Raw genomic sequence first — 17,519 nt, forward strand, 5'->3', positions numbered from 1 at the left:
TAAAATCAATAAATACGAAATAAAAGAAATATTTAATGAAAACTACAAGCCTGTCACGAAAATTACTTGCCCGTGTATTGTCATTTTATTTTGTTTTGACCTTTCTTGTTACCTGTGTGCAAATCGGCGCCGAGTATATCAATACCAAAAGTCATATCACTAGTGAACTTCTAACACTAGAAAAAACCTTTAGTGGTAGTTTAACGCGTGCGGTATGGGAGCTTAATACTCAGCAAGCAATTGATATTGCAGACGGACTAGTGGCAATTCCGATGATCAAAGGCATCACTATTACCGATGAAAATGAACAAATCATTGCGCAACTAGGTTTAGTCGCTGACGAAGAAACTCTTAATATGGAAACATTAAGCGATGATATTGCTGATAATGAGTATTTTAATGTTAGCTCAAGTAGCGATGGTTTATTTGGTCATTCATTCCCGCTCATTTTCGAATTTTCAGGTCGCACAACTAAAGTGGGCTCAGTTACTTTACTTTCCAGTAATGAAGTAATTTTTAATCGTATTCAAGTGGGCATATATTTTCTCATCGGCAATGCTATGGTGAAAACAGCAGCTTTAGTTTTACTGTTTTCTATTGCTTTTTCTCAGTTACTCACTAACCCACTTAATGAACTTACCGAACAAATTAACCAATTTGATATTGACGATCCTGAAGCATCAAAATTGCATGTTATTAATTATGAAAATAATGAATTGAATATACTGCAAAATGCTTACAATAATTTGATTGATGAACTCGTGCTCTATAAAGAACAGTTAGCCCAAGCTCAGAATAAAATTATTTCCACTAATAGCCAACTTGATGAACAAAACTTAATGCTAGAGCAAGAAGTTGCCCGCAAAACCTCATCCTTAAGCACTACTATGTTAAAAATGGAAATGCAGCAACGCGAATTACTTGAGCAACAAAGTAAACTTCAAGCGGAAAACAATCGCAGAAGTGTTACCGAAAAAACCTTGATTGATACTAATCATGAATTAAAAAGTTCGATTATAGAATTAAATAAAGCACAAGAACGATTACTTGATGCAGAAAAAATGGCAATTCTCGGTAATATTTCTGCAGAGGTCTCTCATGAAATCAATACACCAATAGGTGTGAGCATTACCTCAACCAGTTATTTGGCTGACTTACTTGCCTCACTGAAAAGTGATATTGGCAAAAACACTTTAAGTAAGCGTGTATTGAATGAATTTACCCAAAATTCTGAACAAGGCTTAAATATTGTTCTCAATAATTTAGGTAGAATATCTGACCTAGTGACAAGTTATAAGCAAGTTGCAGTTGATCAAATAAGTGACAAGATTCGCTTGGTCAATATTGGGAAATATCTTGATGAAATTATCCACTCTTTACACCCTAAGCTAAAGAAAACCAATCATAGCATTAAGGTTGACTGCCCCGAAAATTCCGAAATTTACTGTCATGCAGGTGCCTTTTCTCAAATATTCACCAACCTCATTATTAACTCCATGATTCATGGTTTTAGAGACATTAATCGCGGTGTGATCAATATCATAGTTCGACAAACAGGTGATCACTTGCATATAACGTATCAAGACAACGGGCATGGGCTATCCGCTCAGCAACTCACACATCTATTTGATGCTTTTTATACCACTGCAGAAGGCCAAGGTGGCTCAGGCTTAGGAACACATATTGTATATGATTTAGTACACGATACCTTAGGGGGCAAAGTCAAAGCTAGCTCAACACCTGGAGAAGGCTTACGATACGACATCGAGTTTAGTAGTATGAACTAATAATAGCTTTCGTATATTCACATAACCAACAAAAATATAGGCGTGCGCAAGGTAATTAATTGCGGTAATATAACGCTCGTTTTTCAATTATTCGCCCGCAGTGTCAGGGCCTAGGATTCTCTTAATGTGGTTTAAAAACCTTTACTTTTTCGCCTTTACTCGCCCGTTTGAATGTTCAGAAGCTGATTTAGAAAAACAATTATCTGAGCACCTATTTACGCCATGTGCTTCAACTGAACAGTCTCACTTTGGTTGGGTTAACGCATTAGGTAAACATGGTGAAACCATTGTTCATGGTGTTAATGGCAACTTTTTATTGTGTGCCCGTAAAGAAGAGAAAATTCTTCCAGCACCTGTTATTAAAGATATGCTGGAACAAAAAGTAGCACAGTTAGAAGAAGAACAGTCACGTGGTGCCACGAAAAAAGAAAAAGAACAATTCAAAGAAGATATTATTTTTGAATTACTACCTCGCGCGTTCTCTCGCTACAGTGACACACATGCCTACATCAACGCTGCGAACAATATCATTGTGGTTAACACCAGCAGCCGTGGCAAAGCCGAAGACTTTCTTGCCCTATTACGCAAATCTTTAGGTACTTTACCTGTGACTACGCCTTCACCTGAAAAAGCACCAGATGAAGTTATGACTGATTGGCTTATTGAAAACAACTTAGGTGCTAATTTCCAACTTGGTATGGAAGCGGAATTTAATGCCTTAGGTGATGACGGTGCAGTGGTTCGCGTTAAAAATCAAGACTTAACCAGCGAAGAAATAAAAGCTCATCTAGATGCTGATAAATATGTGGTCAAAGTAGCCTTAGAGTGGGATGAGTCTTTGTCTTTTATTCTTTGTGATGATTTAGCTATTAAGCGCCTTAAATTTTATGACGTTATTCAAGAGCAAAACGACGACATTGATAGCGATGATGTTATTGCCAAACTTGATGCTGACTTTGCGCTAATGGCTGGCGAGCTCAATCGTTTTATTGAACACTTATTAGCAGAGTTTTCACTTAAAGCTGCTGACTACTTAGAAGAGTAACTTTCGCTTATTAAAAAAGGCGCTAGGCGCCTTTTTTGTTATTCAACTATCAGTTTTCATAGCCATTATAATTAGCTAAACATGGCTCTTGCTTCTACCAGTAAACTTTCAAACTCTTCAGACGCCATATAATCTACCTCAGGTAATATACCTTTAGTTACATAACTTTTCAGCAGGATATCCCGGGTAGATTCGCTTTTAAAAATCTCGTGATAAACTGCGCCAGCACGAATAAAGTCAAGATAATGTACCTCTTTTGGTAGAACGGATAAATCATTCCACGCAGTTACTAGCTCAATAAACTCTTCTGGGAATTCCCAAGCTTTTGTTACTTCAGCACCTATCTCATTAGAAAATTTAATAATTGCTTGCTGAATAAAGGCTGGGTTTGCAAATACTTCAGGGTGATTTTCTGCTTCGGTTAAAATGGGCAATACACCAATATTATGAACTAATGCTGCAAGCGTAATGGTGTCAAGTGAGAATGTCGTATGCTTGTTTTTTTGTAAATATAAAGTCATTAAAGAAATAGCAACAGAAGCAACATCAACGGTTTTATTCCACGATTTTTGCATATATTCTGCGATAGTGGAGTTATCAGAAACAAACATTTGTTCAATTGCCATTGCGGTAGCAATGCTTTTTATTTGCGTTAATCCGATGCGAGTAACCGATTGAGCAACCGTTTCGACTTTTATCGTTCGACCAAATACTACGCTATTCGCGACTTTCAACATACCTAATGACAAAGCAGGATCTTGGGCAATAATTTCACTCATTTTGCCAAGATTTATTTCTGGGTCATCGGCTGCGCTTCTAACTTTTAACGCGATTTCAGGTAAAGTAGGTAGTACTAAAGCGTCTTGCTTAATTTTCTCAACAAGTATTGTATAAAGTGCATTTTCTGCGCCCATAAATCTTCCTTTATTTTTAGTGTTATTCCATAAATTAACTTAGCACAATATATTGAAAATACGACAGTTAAGCAGAGTTTTTTTCTCCACTCATTCAGCAATAATATCCAACTTACTAACGAGCTACTCATACAAAAGCACCCAGCCCAACACCGCAGTATTTGATCAAGATCAACTTAACTGAACAAAATACCGTGACAGCAACTAAAGTAAATTATAATGCGCGACCGATTTTACTATGTTGAATTTTGTTATGCTTAAGCCTGAATTATTATCTCCTGCCGGAAGTCTAAAAAACATGCGCTATGCCTTTGCGTATGGTGCTGATGCCGTTTATGCAGGCCAACCAAGATACTCTCTTAGAGTGCGGAATAATGAATTTAGCTTAGAAAATATCAAGATAGGTATTGATGAAGCCCATGCTCTAGGTAAAAAGTTTTACTTAGTGAATAACATCGCGCCACACAATAGTAAACTTCAAACATTTTTACGTGATATAAAGCCTGTGATTGAGATGGGCCCAGATGCGTTAATCATGTCAGATCCTGGCTTAATTATGATGGTACGTGAAAACTTCCCTGATATGCCTATTCACCTGTCAGTTCAAGCCAATGCAGTTAACTGGTCAACCGTAAAGTTTTGGCATCAACAGGGGATTGAGCGTGTTATTCTTTCCCGTGAACTTTCATTAGATGAAATTGAAGAAATTCGTTTCCGTTGTCCAGAGATTGAGCTCGAAGTGTTTGTTCATGGCGCATTATGTATGGCGTATTCTGGACGTTGTTTATTATCTGGCTACATCAACAAACGTGACCCCAACCAAGGTACATGTACTAATTCTTGTCGTTGGAAATACGACAGTCACCCAGCAAAAGAAACTGAAACTGGTGATATTATAGCAACACAACCTGCCGAAATTTATGTTCCTGAACAAAAACCTTTTGAAGATGTAGTTTTACTTCAAGAGCAAGGACGCCCTGGTGAGTATATGCCTGCATTTGAAGATGAGCATGGCACTTATATCATGAATTCAAAAGACCTACGTGCCGTAGAGCATGTTGAGCGTTTAGTGAACATGGGTGTTCACTCACTAAAAATTGAAGGTCGTACTAAGTCTTTCTACTACTGTGCGCGTACCGCACAAATATACAACCAAGCCATGATTGATGCCGTTAATGGTAAAGCATTTGATGGCCGCTTAAATACTGACTTAGAACATTTAGCTCACCGCGGTTATACTGAAGGTTTCTTACAACGCCATCGCCACGGTGATACGCAAAACTATGATTATGGTTATTCAAAAAGTGACACTCAACAGTTCGTTGGTGAAGTAATTGGCCGCAATGAAGAAACTGGTTTAATCGAAATCGACGTAAAAAATAAGTTTTTAGTTGGTGACGAATTAGAACTAATGACACCAGCAGGCAATCAAAGCTTTACTTTGAAAAAAATGCAGAACCTAAAAGGCGAGCCGGTAGATGACGCCAAAGGCTCTGGTCATAAAGTTGCCATCGAGCTAAACAGCGATGTTGATTTATCATTTGGTATTATAATGCGTTATTTAACCGACGGTGGCACAACTCGTCACCCATTTGCCCAAAATCAAGGCAAGTAACGCATGGCTCTGCTTATTGAGAATAGTTGTATTAATTGTGATATGTGCGACCCTGAATGCCCTAATGAAGCTATTTCAATGGGAGAAAGTGTTTACGAAATAGATGTTGATAAGTGCACAGAATGTGTAGGTCATTATGATAAACCGACCTGCGTTTCTGTATGCCCTATTGACTGCATTAAACCAGACCCCGACAAGGTAGAAAACGAAGAGATTTTATTAGCAAAATTTTTGCGTATGCATGGCTAATGAAATAACAAATTCAAAAAGGAGCTAAACAGCTCCTTTTTTCATTTAATATATTATTTTTAGATAAAGCTACACTGAAATAGGTGCTTTAATATGGGCATGTGACTGATAGTTTTGTAACTCAAAGTCTTCAAAGGTAAAGTCAAATATACTGCTAACATCAGGGTTAATTGCCATAGTTGGAAGCGGAAGTGGCTCACGAGTAAGTTGCTCATCAACTTGCTCTGAATGATTCAAATACAAATGTGCGTCACCAAATGTATGTACAAAATCACCAAGCTCTAAATCACAAACTTGCGCAATCATCATAGTAAATAAAGCGTAACTAGCGATATTAAATGGTACTCCCAAAAAGATATCTGCACTTCGTTGGTATAACTGACAACTTAACTTACCGTTTAATACATAAAACTGAAATAAGGTATGACAAGGTGGCAATGCTTGCTTACCAAGTGCAGCGTTCGCATCTGGGCTAATTGAAGTATCTGGCAATAAAGCGGGATTCCACGCCGTGATAATATGGCGGCGTGAATCAGGGTTATTTTTTAAATCATCAATTAATTGTGCAAGTTGATCAATTGTTTCGCCATTTTGCGCTGGCCAGCTTCGCCATTGCACACCATATACTGGGCCCAATTCACCATCTTCAGTTGCCCAATCATCCCATATTTTTACACCATTCTCTTTTAAGTAGGCAATATTAGATTCACCTTTGATGAACCATAGCAATTCATGAATAATCGACTTTAAATGACATTTTTTAGTGGTGACTAATGGGAAACCTTTCGCAAGATCAAAACGCATTTGATGGCCAAAAATACTTTTAGTACCTGTACCGGTTCTATCTGCTTTTTCAACCCCTTCATCTCGTACATGGCGCATTAAGTCTAGATATGCTTTCACTCAGTTTTCCTTAAAAAATCATTTAAATCAGTTATCACCACAATAATCATCAACGCCAACACCATCATTAATATTTGAACGTTAAAACAAAGTTCACATAAATAAATTCAGCGACGTTAACCAGCGTAATTATCGAGTAAAATTATGCCTAATTATTATCGTTGAGGCAAAAACTATCGCCATTAAAACATCATTTTAATCGCCACTAACATCAGAAATACGGCAAAGCCTTTTTTTAGATGAGATACAGGTAGTCGCGCCGCCACTTTTACGCCTATAGGTGCACATAACGATGAAGTTAGTACAATACCGAGTAAAGCAGGTAAATAGATATAACCTAAGCTCCATTGCGGTAATATTGCTTGTGCTGGCGCAATAAAAATATAACCAAGCGCACCAAAAAAGGCGACCACAATACCGCACACGGTTGCTACACCAATGGCTTGTCGCATAGTTAATGAGCAATACATAAGAATAGGCACCAATATAGCGCCACCGGCAATACCCATTAAACTAGCAATTATCCCTGACAATAAACCAATGGTGGCCAACATTGCATGGTTTGGTAGTGCAACACTACGCTCAACTCTAATTGATAAAAACATATAAATTGCCAACAGAAAAACAGCGCTGGCAAATAAATTAGTTAGCGCATTTAGTGACAATGACCCAGCAATAATAGCGCCTAATACACCGCCAATAGCAACGGTAAAAACTAGTTGTTTAGCAATATGCCAAGGTATATTGCCATTTTTATGGTGAGCTCTAGTTGCAGAGGAAGACGTAAAGATTATTGAAGCTAACGAGGTTGCCAATGCCATAGGTAATGCAATTTCACTGCTAATCCCTAGCAATGGCAATAAATAAACTAAAACGGGAACAATAATTAGGCCGCCACCGATACCAAGCAAACCAGCAAAAAAACCAACAACAGAACCTAATAAGGTACATGCAAGGAAAACACTAGCAAACATCGACATTAGCTATTTGACCAACTTTCAAACCTTAAATATTGGCAGGAGCATAGCATAAAGGCTATAACCTTACCTGTACAAAATCTTCTAAGCCTAAACTGAGTAATTGTTGATGCATATAGCTATGCACTTTTTTTGATGAGGTTAATGTTAATACATGAGCTAAAATAGTTTTTAATTGCTGATATTCAACATGACGAATAGCCCATTTAACTTTCGCTAAGCTGTGTGCACTCATACTTAACTTTTCGTATCCCATTGCCATAAGCAATAAAGCACCAATCGGCTCATTGGCCAGTTCTCCACATATGCTTAGGGGAACATTGCATCGCTGACTTTTCTCTGCAATATGATGTAATGCTTTTAAAATTGCTGGATGATAAAAGTCATACAAACTTGCTACCCGCTTGTTATTTCGATCAACGGCAAGCAGGTACTGCGTTAAATCGTTACTACCCACAGAGAAAAAATCAACTTTACTTGCTAAGTCTTCAAGCTGAAAAATAATACTAGGGACTTCGACCATAACGCCTACTTTAGGTTTTAGAAGTTTAGCACCGTCTTGATTTGACAATTCCGCTGATAATTCATAATAAGCTTGGTTAATTAGCCGCATTGCTTCATCAACTTCATTTAAATTTGAAATCATCGGCAACATGATCGATAAATTTTCTAAGCCAACGCTTGCTTTCATCATAGCGCGAATTTGTACTAAGAATATTTCTGGATGATCTAAGGTTATACGAATGCCACGCCAACCTAAAAATGGATTAGCTTCAGCAATCGGAAAGTAAGGTAATGATTTATCGCCGCCAACGTCAAGCGTTCTCATGATGACTGGCTGACCTTTAAACGATGTTAGAACTTGTCTGTATAATAAAGTTTGCTCCAATTCCGATGGAAAACAGCTTCGGTTCATAAATGGAATTTCGGTACGATATAAACCAACACCATCAGCTCCAACATTATGAGTAAACTCAAAACCTGATGACAAACCACTATTAACCATCAAACTAACACTATGATCATCAAGGGTGGTTGCAGGTAAATGCGCAACCTTATTAACTTGCGCTTGCAACTGCCCTTCAGCCTGTAAAATATGTTGATACTCTGTGATCAAGGTATCATTGGGAGCAACATGAAGCTGACATGAATAGCCATCTAAAATAACCTGTTGCCGATGTAATGTTTGAAAGGGTAAATACTCGATACCCATAATCGCCGGAATATTCAGTGCTTTCGCCAAAATAGCTGCGTGGGAATTATTCGAACCACTTAATGAAATGATACCCAACAAGCCCAAGTGCTGATGTTCAGCGATCATTGAAGCGGTTACATCTTGTGCAACTAATAAAAACTCTTCGGGCAGCTGTTGTTTATGATTTTTATGGTTTTGTAAATTCTTTAATAATCGATTGCCTAAATCTTTAATATCACTAGCGCGCTCTCGGAGGTAATCATCGTCAAGTGCTTCAAATTGCACTATATAGTTATCGACGACAATTTTAAGCGCGCTTTCTGCATTCCAGCCTTGCTTTATTTTACTGATAATTTCATCTTTAAAATTATCGCTCTCTAATAACTGCTTATAAACCTCAAAAATATCTAAACTACTATCAGAAATAATATTACTGAGCTTTCTCCCCATAACACTAAATTCAGCAAGCGTATTTTTTACCGATTCATTAAGTCGAGCAATTTGCTGCAAACTATTTTCTTCTTTTCGAACAATAACACTTGATAACTCAACTATGGGATGAACAACTATCATTTCACCAATAGCAATACCTGGCGCACCACCAATTCCCTTGTGAGTATTAACAACATGTTGATTATTACTAACTGCCATCAAGCCCTGCGCTTCAATATTTGCCATGGCATTGGCGAGCTGTGCAGACAATGTCACCAAAAATGCTTCTTCATTTTCAGAAAAATTACGTGCTTGTTCTTGTTGAACAGTTAATATACCCAGCACCTTACGTTGATGAATAATTGGTGTACCCAAAAAAGCCTGATATTTGTCTTCTTCAACTTCAGGTGCATGGATAAAATCCGGATGTTGTTGGGCATTAGCAATATTAATTGGTTCCTCTCGTTGACCAACCAAACCAATCAACCCTTCGGTAAAACCAATACTAGTGCGACCAAAGGCATTTTCAGCTAAGCCATCTGAGGCCATTAATAAGAAGTGTTGCTTGTGGTGATCGGCGAAATAAACTGAACAACATTGCGCTGATAGTGCATCTTTAACCTGAGATACTAGTCGCAATAACGCAGGCTCCAACTCCGCAGCTTGGCTAAATTCCAAAACGATTTGGCGCAAAGTCGTTAACATTACAGTCCCTATAAGTAAGTTGCATTGGTTTAATTGCAATGACATGCAATCAGTATTTATCAGTAAATCATCAGTCAGCTACGTGGCTAATTGAGAAAAATCAACGCTATCCTTAGGCATAAATATTATTCTCAAAATCAAAGGGTTTAAACTAAATAGCTCACCGTAGTGAGCTATTTACATTACATAATAATAATCTTAGGTAAACAATGTTATGCGCGACGTCGACGACGTTCTTGGCGATAGCTAGGCATTGCAGCTAAGGCAAATTCCTTCATCACTTTACGGTATACTTCACGCTTAAATGACACGACCTGTCGTACCGGATACCAGTAGGAAACCCAACGCCAATCATCAAATTCAGGGTGATCTGAATGTAATAAATCAACTGCTGATTCCGGTGCCGTTAACTTCAATAAAAACCATTTCTGTTTTTGACCGATACAAACGGGTTTACTTTCGTGTCTAATTAACCTTTTTGGTAATTTATATCTTAGCCAGTGCTTTGTCGTTGCTACAATTTTGACATGTTCAGGTTTTAAACCAACTTCTTCATTTAATTCCCGATACATGGTTTGTTCTGCAGACTCACCCTCATCAACCCCACCTTGTGGGTATTGCCAAGAATGTTGGCCAAAGCGGCGTGCCCAAAATACTTGTCCCCTATCATTGATTATTACTATGCCGACATTGGCTCTGTAGCCTTCGGCATCTATCAAAGGAACTCCTGACAGCATTAATAATGTTATTGATTCTTCCACAATATGCACATTTGGGCAAATGGTAATTGTCACTAATTGCATTTACATTAATTAGTTCTTTAGCAGACTTAATTTATAGAAATAAAACAAATTCCACAGATAGTTAAATTCAACTTGCCCAATGCAATACATTAACATGATAATAGCGTCACACTATTTAACCGACTCATTCGTTTGCATACTATCACGCCACCAATTGATGAAGCAGCATTACTGCTACGAGCTCAAGCCTTAGCCGGTATGACATTGGGTGAAATTGCCGATTCAATTAAAGTGCAAGTGCCAGAAAATTTAAAGCGAGAGAAAGGCTGGATTGGTTTATTGTTAGAACAGGTATTAGGCGCCAGCGCTGGTTCTCGTCCAGAGCCAGACTTCCCTGATTTAGGTATCGAGTTGAAATCACTGCCGATCAACTATCAAGGGAAACCACTTGAGACCACTTTTGTTTGTGTTGCGCCATTGACGGGACTCGTCGGAGCCCAATGGCAAACGAGCCACATTCGTAATAAATTATCACGCGTACTTTGGGTACCTGTGATTTCTGAACGCGATATTCCAATTGCAGAACGCCTTGTTGGCACACCGTTTATTTGGTCACCATCACCTGAAGAAGAACAATTAATGGCACTCGACTGGCAAGAACTAACAGATATGATTGTACTGGGTGAAGTTGAAAATATTCACGGTAAATATGGTCAAGTGTTACAATTACGACCGAAAGCAGCCAATAGCCAGGCAAAAACTCAAGCCTTTAACCGCCACGGTCAGCCCTTTCAAACTTTACCCCGTGGTTTCTACCTTAAAACCTCATTTACTCAAGCATTATTGCAAAAGTACTTACGTGTTAATTAGTTCTGAGTAAACATCAAACTATAACTGAAATGATAATTTAATAATAAAAACGTGGCTTAAGATTAGTATTCGCGCTATAAATAAGCTATAGGCTTAAAACTGAGTGCCACTAGTATTTAATGAAGTTTGGAAATAAATTCGATCGCTACATCGCTGTCACTTTTTTTGTCACCATTATAACGGTCATATTAACGTCATTTCTCACCTTTAAAGAAATTATTAATAGTCATAATAAGCAACAGCATTCTGCCATTATTCCACTATTTTCCTTAGTTACAAGTGAAATAATTCGCCCTCTTAGTGTCGCCAGTTTTATGGCAGACAATCAGTTTATTATTGATTATGCAAGCGGTGACAAAATAGAAAAAGAGTATTTAGTTAATTATCTAAAACGTATTGCTACCTCTTATAACATGCTAGCGTTTATTGCGTTAGAAAAACACGACCTTATGATAGACTCAAACGCAAAAGAAACCATGCTTAATAGTGAGTCGGCAGAATGGTTTCACCGTTTAAAAGTTCTGTCAGGAAGTCAATTTACTGATATAGGCAATGCTGACGATCCACACCTTTATTTTGATAATAAAATTCTAAATAAAAATAATGAATTTATTGGTTTTACTGGTGTTGCAATAGACTTGAATCATTTTGCCGCTACTTTTCAAGAATTTACAGATAGCTTTGGCTTTGAATTGTTTTTTGTTGATAACAATAATGTTATCACCTTAACCTCTAATGATATTATGAAGACAGAGAGCCACCACCGTAAAGATGCAATGACACGGCTTGACGATTTGCCTTGGTTTAAAGCCCTTACCCAATCTAACCCGATGGACTCTAATTTAACTGATGAAGTTATGTATACCACAAAAGATGGTGTTTTAATTTCGCAAATGCCTATAAAAGAACTCAATTGGCGTATGTTCATTGTTTCACCGCCTGCGTCCGAACAAAATGAGTATTGGCGAATTTTTGTTGGTAGATTTATAATTTTCTTCTTTATTTCGATTATTTTTTATGTCGTGCTTTTAAATATTATTGCTTATTTTAAGTCGAAATTAGTAAAAGACTCTGAAACTGACTACCTGACACAATTGCCTAACCGCAGCCATATCCATTGGCGCTTTGAAGATATGGCACAAGCTAATGACAGTATTTGCGTAGTACTGGCAGATATTGATAATTTTAAAAAAATAAACGATACCTATGGTCATTTGGTTGGCGATGATGTCCTACAAGTAATTTCGGAACAACTAACACAAACCTTGCGGCACGTTGATGTTGTCGGCCGTTGGGGTGGTGAAGAGTTTGTTATGCTACTGCCAGACACCACAGCACAACAAGCACAAATTATTGTCGAAAGAATAAGAGAAAAAATAGCCGCTATCTCATTTCCTTTATCAAGTACTAGTGACTCATTTAGTACTACTGTCAGCTTTGGTATTTGTCAGCTGCCGGTTAAAAACAACACCATAAAAGATTATATTTCATGTGCAGATAAGGCTCTTTATCAAGCAAAAGATAATGGCCGTAATCAAAGTGTTATCTTTAACTAATATAACTTAGGCCACCACTTAAAGCATCTCTATTAACTGAGTGTCTTAACTGTCACTTTTTGGCTAATACTAACGCTCTCTTGGCTTGGAATTAGTTGCCATTGAGTGTTGGCAGCCTCTAAACAAACAAATTCCTGCTCACTACCTTGATGCATATCTGCCATAGCCATTGCTGCCGCTTTACCGGGATTCCAAAGCACCCACTGCTGACAGTTATCACTAGTTACTGTTATAGCGCGTTGCCAAGCATTATCTATCAGCGTTTTGCTGCTGCCGTCGTAATAGATGCGATCAATAGGCCCCTCGCAGCTTGTTAATGATGATCGCTGCATCTTATCACCAGATAATTTATCGTCATAGTTGATTAAATCAAGGCTCTCAATTTTAACCTGCTTAGGGTCGCCAACAGCAAAATAGCTATGCAACGCGCTGGTGTATTCAACCGCTTTATTTGATAAATTTGTCATAGTCAGTATTTGTTGAAACTTTGTTGAAAATATCAAACGCTGCGTTAATTTGAAGGCTGCAGGCCAAAAAGTAGAAAACTGTTCACCTGATAACAACAACTCAATAACTACTTCATCATTATTTATTTCAATATCATTTAATTGCCATAAACTTTGGCGAACAAAGCCATGGTTATTGGTCTTAATGACTTCACCATTAGTCGCTTTTACATCACCGCCAAACCAAGGCCAACAAATGGGAATACCACCGCGAATAGCGCTAGAAGTTGAATACTGGCTGTCTTCGCTGAGCCAAAAAACTGCGTGTTGCTCTACTGGTTGCCACAATAATACTTGGCCACCATGCAAACTCACTTCACCTTGGCAAGTACGGTGAGAAAAACATATGCTTTGTTGATTTTCATCACGTATCAGCCATTTTGCGTGACCAAATTCATTGTCTAATAAAGGTTTCGAGATCATTTAATAGAGGTTACTTTTGATAGTTTAGATAGCAAGGAGTTTAGAAGAATGAGCTAATGGATGAAAGTAGAAAAGTATTCGAAAGCACTTTCATAATTTATACAACTGATGCAGTTTTTAGATATTATTTTACAGTAAGCTTCAAATGTAAATTTTCGCGTTCCTACATAACCATGCGTGCTATTGCATCCATACAACCGCGACATTGCCTACACGGATGTAGGTACCTAGTTTTTGTCTGGAACATAAAAATTGACCGTATATCCTGTACATATACGCTCTTTCACATCCTTGTGATCGCGATATACCGTACATCCTGTACATAAAAAAACCACGCTAGAGCGTGGTTTTTATTTAACTTTACCTACTGAAAATTAAGTTACTTAGTATATGCCCGCGGCATATTACTGTTTGTTGTATAGCGTTCTCTCAGTTTGTCTTGACGGCTTTTCGTTGAATACTCTTTGCCATTAATCCAAATTTTAGCTACTGAAGAGCTTAATTCAAAAGGATCAGCACTCCATAACACCAAATCAGCGGTTTTACCAACTGCCACACGGCCGCTATCAAGGTTAAACGCATCTGCTACATTTGCCGTAACGGCTGCCAAAGCATCTTCGCGCGATAAGCCGTTTGCAATAGCATTACCAGCATGAAAACGTAATTGATACAAGTTATGAGTATCGCCACTTACCGTAAAGGCAACATCAACACCTGCCGTCGTCAGTTTAGCCGCATTTTCTAATGAAGCATGTAATGAATCAAAACTGCCTGGCAAATTATCTAGTGCGCTCATGACTACAGGAACTTTCGCCGCTGCTATGTCATCCGCAATTAATACCGCATCAGCAGCACCAACGAAAACTAAGTCTAACTTATAGCTTTCTTTAAGCTTCAATAATGCAAGTAAATCAGTCGCTCTATCGGCGTAAGCAACAAGTGCCTTATCACCACTCAGTAAAGCATTAATCACTTTTGTTTCGCGGCTTGGCTCTTTTGCTTCTTTCTTGTCTTTTTTGTCGTTTGAACTTTTCTTAGCTTTCGCTAACTTTTTAGCAGCATCTTCAAGCTTATTTTGTAATTTTTGCAGGCTCGACGCTCTAGAGCCTTTGCTTTTAGCACCCAAATCAATAATAACATTGTTATTACTTACACGAACACTGTCAAATTCACCTGACAAATCAGCAACAAAAGTTTGGCCTTTAAACATATCATCGCCACCACGTGGCGCAACAATATTAGTCGTAATGCCACCTTTTCGGCTATATGGAATTACAGTTGTTCGAGGGTTAAATGCTAAACTAGCGTCAAACGTAATATCAGCCTTTTTATCGCCAGCATCTCTGCTACGAGCTACCGCCCCCACTTCAACTAGGCCCATTTGGTTCATAGAGCCAATAAAGCCTGGTGTTAAAATTTTACCTTCGGCATCAATAACCGTATCGACATTAACTGTTGTAGGGTTGATTGCGATAACTTTGCCACCTTCAACAATAACCGTGGCGTTTTTAAGTACTCCCTGTTCGGTTACTGTATGAACTGTAGCGTTAGTAATTGCAAAACTTTCGGCAAAACTTGCTTGCGAACTCGCCAATGCCAAAGCAATCAGTGATGATTTAAATAATTTAAAATGCTTCATTGTTGTCACCTTATCTTTGACCTAGTAAGAAATCGCTTTTTGCTTGGTATTTATCATCATGACGATCGTAAACTTTAGCACCGTCAATAAATACTTTTTCGGCTTGAGCATAAACGCTAAATGGGTTTTGATTCCAAATAACCACATCAGCTTTCTTACCTGCTTCTAAGCTACCGGTTTCATCTGATAAACCTAATGACTTAGCTGCATTTGAGGTGATCCAAGTAATTGCTAATTCTGGCTTAATTTCAAAACCATTGTCATTTGCACGATACATAACTTTACCGGCTTCTTGGTTTAGTCGTTGAATGGTACTTGAAGAATCAGAATGAACAACCGCACATGAATTTTTCACCGCATCGACAATTGCTACATTCTCATGAACCATATCATAGGCTTCCATTTTAAAGCCCCACCAATCTGGCCACATAGCAGCACAGTTACCATTTTCAGCTAACTTATCAGCAATTTTGTAGCCTTCAATTGCATGGTGGAATGTACCCGAGTGATAGTTAAATTCTTTACCTAAGTCTATCATCATCGCCATTTCTTCTGCTTTATAACAATGATTGTGAATTAAAATATCACCGTCTAATACACCTTTTAAAGTGTCTAACTCAATATCTCTCACTGGTGCAATTGGGTTCTTACCTGCAGCATAATCTGCCTCATATTTTTCCCAAGCGCGCTTGTATTCAGTTGCTTCCGCCCAAGCCATACGATATCCAGCCATATTTCCCATACGGGTTGAAGGCAAAACTTTACGGCTACCATAAACACGTTTAGGGTTTTCACCACACGCCATTTTCAAGCCATAAGGAGCATTAGGAAACTTCATGCCTTGCATGGTTTCACTAGGAACATTACGTAATGTTACACCGCGACCACCAAATAAATTTGCTGAACCAGGTAAAATTTGTAAGGTAGTTATACCGCCAGCACGCGCTGCTTGAAACCCTGGGTCTTGTGGCCAAACACTGTGCTCAGCCCAAACTTCAGAAGTGTTCGGTGAAGTCATTTCATTACCGTCAGAATGCGATTCAACCGACGGGCTCGGATACACGCCTAAGTGTGAATGCACATCAATAATACCCGGGGTTACCCATTTACCATTTGCATCAACTTCTTGAGCACCCGCAGCAGATAAGTTTTCGCCAATTTTGCTAATTTTACCGTCAACAACTAGGACATCAGTATTATTTAAACGTGTACCTGTGCCGGTTAATACCGTGGCATTTTTAATCAAGGTTGTTTGTTGTGGTAGGGCTTTATAAGTACTCGGGTACGGATTCTTGTTAATTTCAACTTTTGCATCTTGCTGCTCACTCTGCAAACAGCCCGTTAAGGCGACAGAAATAGCTGCCATCGCAAAAGATGGTAGAAGTTTTTGCATAAGGTTATTCCTTTGGTATCTCATATAGCAAGTAAGCAGCCTAGGCTAGCTCATTAAAAATATGAATTTTTATTATTATTGAGTGCGGGCTTTATTAAAAATAACTAACGGCGCATCAGCGTTAACATAATATTAGCAACATACGATATTATGAATCGTAGCTAACAACAAGTCGGCAAATGTTTGCATATTAAAAATTGCGTTGAGTTAACGATTATCTGCGATAAACGGAATCAAGATTCGGGCTTATAATTCAAAGTCGCCAAAATCTAAATCATTGGAATTATCAAGCTTACTTTTGCTAGCAGGCTCTAATAAGGAAGGCTGTTGTTCAGCAACACTATCTTCAACAGTAATAACTTTCGCTTTCGCCGGGGCATGTTTTCTTTTCTTTCGTTGCTGGCAACGTTTAATCACCTTTTGTCGTTCATTTGAGTCAAATGATGTCCAATTCAGGCGTTCGTCTCGGGTACGAAAACAGCCTAAGCATTGGCCTTTATCATCTGACTGACAAATGCCGATACAAGGGCTAGGAACATCAAAAAACTCTAATTGCATATAGTAATT

At 38.3% G+C, this 17,519-nt stretch carries 15 protein-coding genes; 6 read left to right on the forward strand and 9 right to left on the reverse strand.

What is annotated here, in order from left to right:
* Window positions 1–35: 35 nt before the first annotated feature.
* The gene (locus AC27E9_RS07850; protein ID WP_487128905.1) at window positions 36–1,787 is read left to right on the forward strand and encodes a sensor histidine kinase; all 1,752 of its coding nucleotides are present in this window, start codon (window positions 36–38) and stop codon (window positions 1,785–1,787) included.
* Between the two features lie 124 nt (window positions 1,788–1,911).
* The gene (gene rdgC / locus AC27E9_RS07855; protein WP_487128907.1) at window positions 1,912–2,832 is read left to right on the forward strand and encodes a recombination-associated protein RdgC; all 921 of its coding nucleotides are present in this window, start codon (window positions 1,912–1,914) and stop codon (window positions 2,830–2,832) included.
* A gap of 71 nt (window positions 2,833–2,903) precedes the next feature.
* Here the strand turns inward: rdgC and AC27E9_RS07860 are convergent, their stop codons facing one another.
* The gene (locus AC27E9_RS07860) at window positions 2,904–3,746 is read right to left on the reverse strand and encodes an HDOD domain-containing protein (RefSeq protein WP_487128909.1); all 843 of its coding nucleotides are present in this window, start codon (window positions 3,744–3,746) and stop codon (window positions 2,904–2,906) included.
* Between the two features lie 253 nt (window positions 3,747–3,999).
* Between AC27E9_RS07860 and trhP the strand changes: the two genes are divergently transcribed.
* Both trhP and AC27E9_RS07870 read left to right on the forward strand, forming a co-directional pair.
* Window positions 4,000–5,361, forward strand: a complete 1,362-nt coding sequence (gene trhP, locus AC27E9_RS07865; RefSeq protein ID WP_487129189.1) for a prephenate-dependent tRNA uridine(34) hydroxylase TrhP — start codon at window positions 4,000–4,002, stop codon at window positions 5,359–5,361.
* Window positions 5,362–5,364: 3 nt separating this feature from the next.
* Window positions 5,365–5,610, forward strand: coding sequence for a YfhL family 4Fe-4S dicluster ferredoxin (locus tag AC27E9_RS07870; RefSeq protein ID WP_487128911.1), 246 nt, complete (start codon window positions 5,365–5,367; stop codon window positions 5,608–5,610).
* A 69-nt stretch (window positions 5,611–5,679) separates the two neighbouring features.
* Here the strand turns inward: AC27E9_RS07870 and AC27E9_RS07875 are convergent, their stop codons facing one another.
* The 4 genes from AC27E9_RS07875 to rppH all read right to left on the reverse strand — a co-directional run bounded on the left by AC27E9_RS07875 (window position 5,680) and on the right by rppH (window position 10,541).
* A complete protein-coding gene (locus AC27E9_RS07875; RefSeq protein ID WP_487128913.1) occupies window positions 5,680–6,513 on the reverse strand; it encodes a thymidylate synthase in 834 nt (277 codons plus the stop codon).
* 182 nt (window positions 6,514–6,695) lie between these two features.
* Window positions 6,696–7,493: a sulfite exporter TauE/SafE family protein gene (locus AC27E9_RS07880; protein WP_487128915.1), complete on the reverse strand. Its 798-nt coding sequence runs from the start codon at window positions 7,491–7,493 to the stop codon at window positions 6,696–6,698.
* Between the two features lie 55 nt (window positions 7,494–7,548).
* A complete protein-coding gene (gene ptsP / locus AC27E9_RS07885; RefSeq protein WP_487128917.1) occupies window positions 7,549–9,822 on the reverse strand; it encodes a phosphoenolpyruvate--protein phosphotransferase in 2,274 nt (757 codons plus the stop codon).
* Window positions 9,823–10,034: 212 nt separating this feature from the next.
* Window positions 10,035–10,541, reverse strand: a complete 507-nt coding sequence (gene rppH / locus AC27E9_RS07890; protein WP_487129191.1) for an RNA pyrophosphohydrolase — start codon at window positions 10,539–10,541, stop codon at window positions 10,035–10,037.
* Window positions 10,542–10,757: 216 nt separating this feature from the next.
* Here rppH and mutH point away from each other — a divergent pair, with 216 nt between their 5' ends.
* Together mutH and AC27E9_RS07900 are read left to right on the forward strand one after the other, a co-directional pair.
* Window positions 10,758–11,435, forward strand: coding sequence for a DNA mismatch repair endonuclease MutH (gene mutH, locus AC27E9_RS07895; RefSeq protein ID WP_487128919.1), 678 nt, complete (start codon window positions 10,758–10,760; stop codon window positions 11,433–11,435).
* 119 nt (window positions 11,436–11,554) lie between these two features.
* Window positions 11,555–12,991 (forward strand): sensor domain-containing diguanylate cyclase, encoded by a 1,437-nt coding sequence (locus AC27E9_RS07900; protein ID WP_487128921.1) that lies wholly within the window; start codon window positions 11,555–11,557, stop codon window positions 12,989–12,991.
* A gap of 32 nt (window positions 12,992–13,023) precedes the next feature.
* On the opposite strand, the gene AC27E9_RS07905 is transcribed toward AC27E9_RS07900, so the two are convergent.
* From AC27E9_RS07905 to AC27E9_RS07920, 4 genes are all read right to left on the reverse strand, one after another.
* Window positions 13,024–13,920 carry a D-hexose-6-phosphate mutarotase gene (locus tag AC27E9_RS07905; protein ID WP_487128927.1) on the reverse strand — a complete coding sequence of 299 codons (897 nt, stop codon included), beginning with the start codon at window positions 13,918–13,920 and terminating at the stop codon, window positions 13,024–13,026.
* Between the two features lie 379 nt (window positions 13,921–14,299).
* Window positions 14,300–15,559, reverse strand: coding sequence for an amidohydrolase family protein (locus AC27E9_RS07910; protein ID WP_487128937.1), 1,260 nt, complete (start codon window positions 15,557–15,559; stop codon window positions 14,300–14,302).
* Between the two features lie 10 nt (window positions 15,560–15,569).
* On the reverse strand, window positions 15,570–16,952 hold the full coding sequence (locus AC27E9_RS07915) for an amidohydrolase (protein WP_487128939.1): 1,383 nt from the start codon (window positions 16,950–16,952) through the stop codon (window positions 15,570–15,572).
* A 246-nt stretch (window positions 16,953–17,198) separates the two neighbouring features.
* Complete coding sequence (locus AC27E9_RS07920) at window positions 17,199–17,510, reverse strand: DUF1289 domain-containing protein (RefSeq protein ID WP_487128941.1); 312 nt, start codon at window positions 17,508–17,510, stop codon at window positions 17,199–17,201.
* Window positions 17,511–17,519: the final 9 nt, after the last annotated feature.

The organism is Colwellia meonggei, assembly GCF_057537295.1.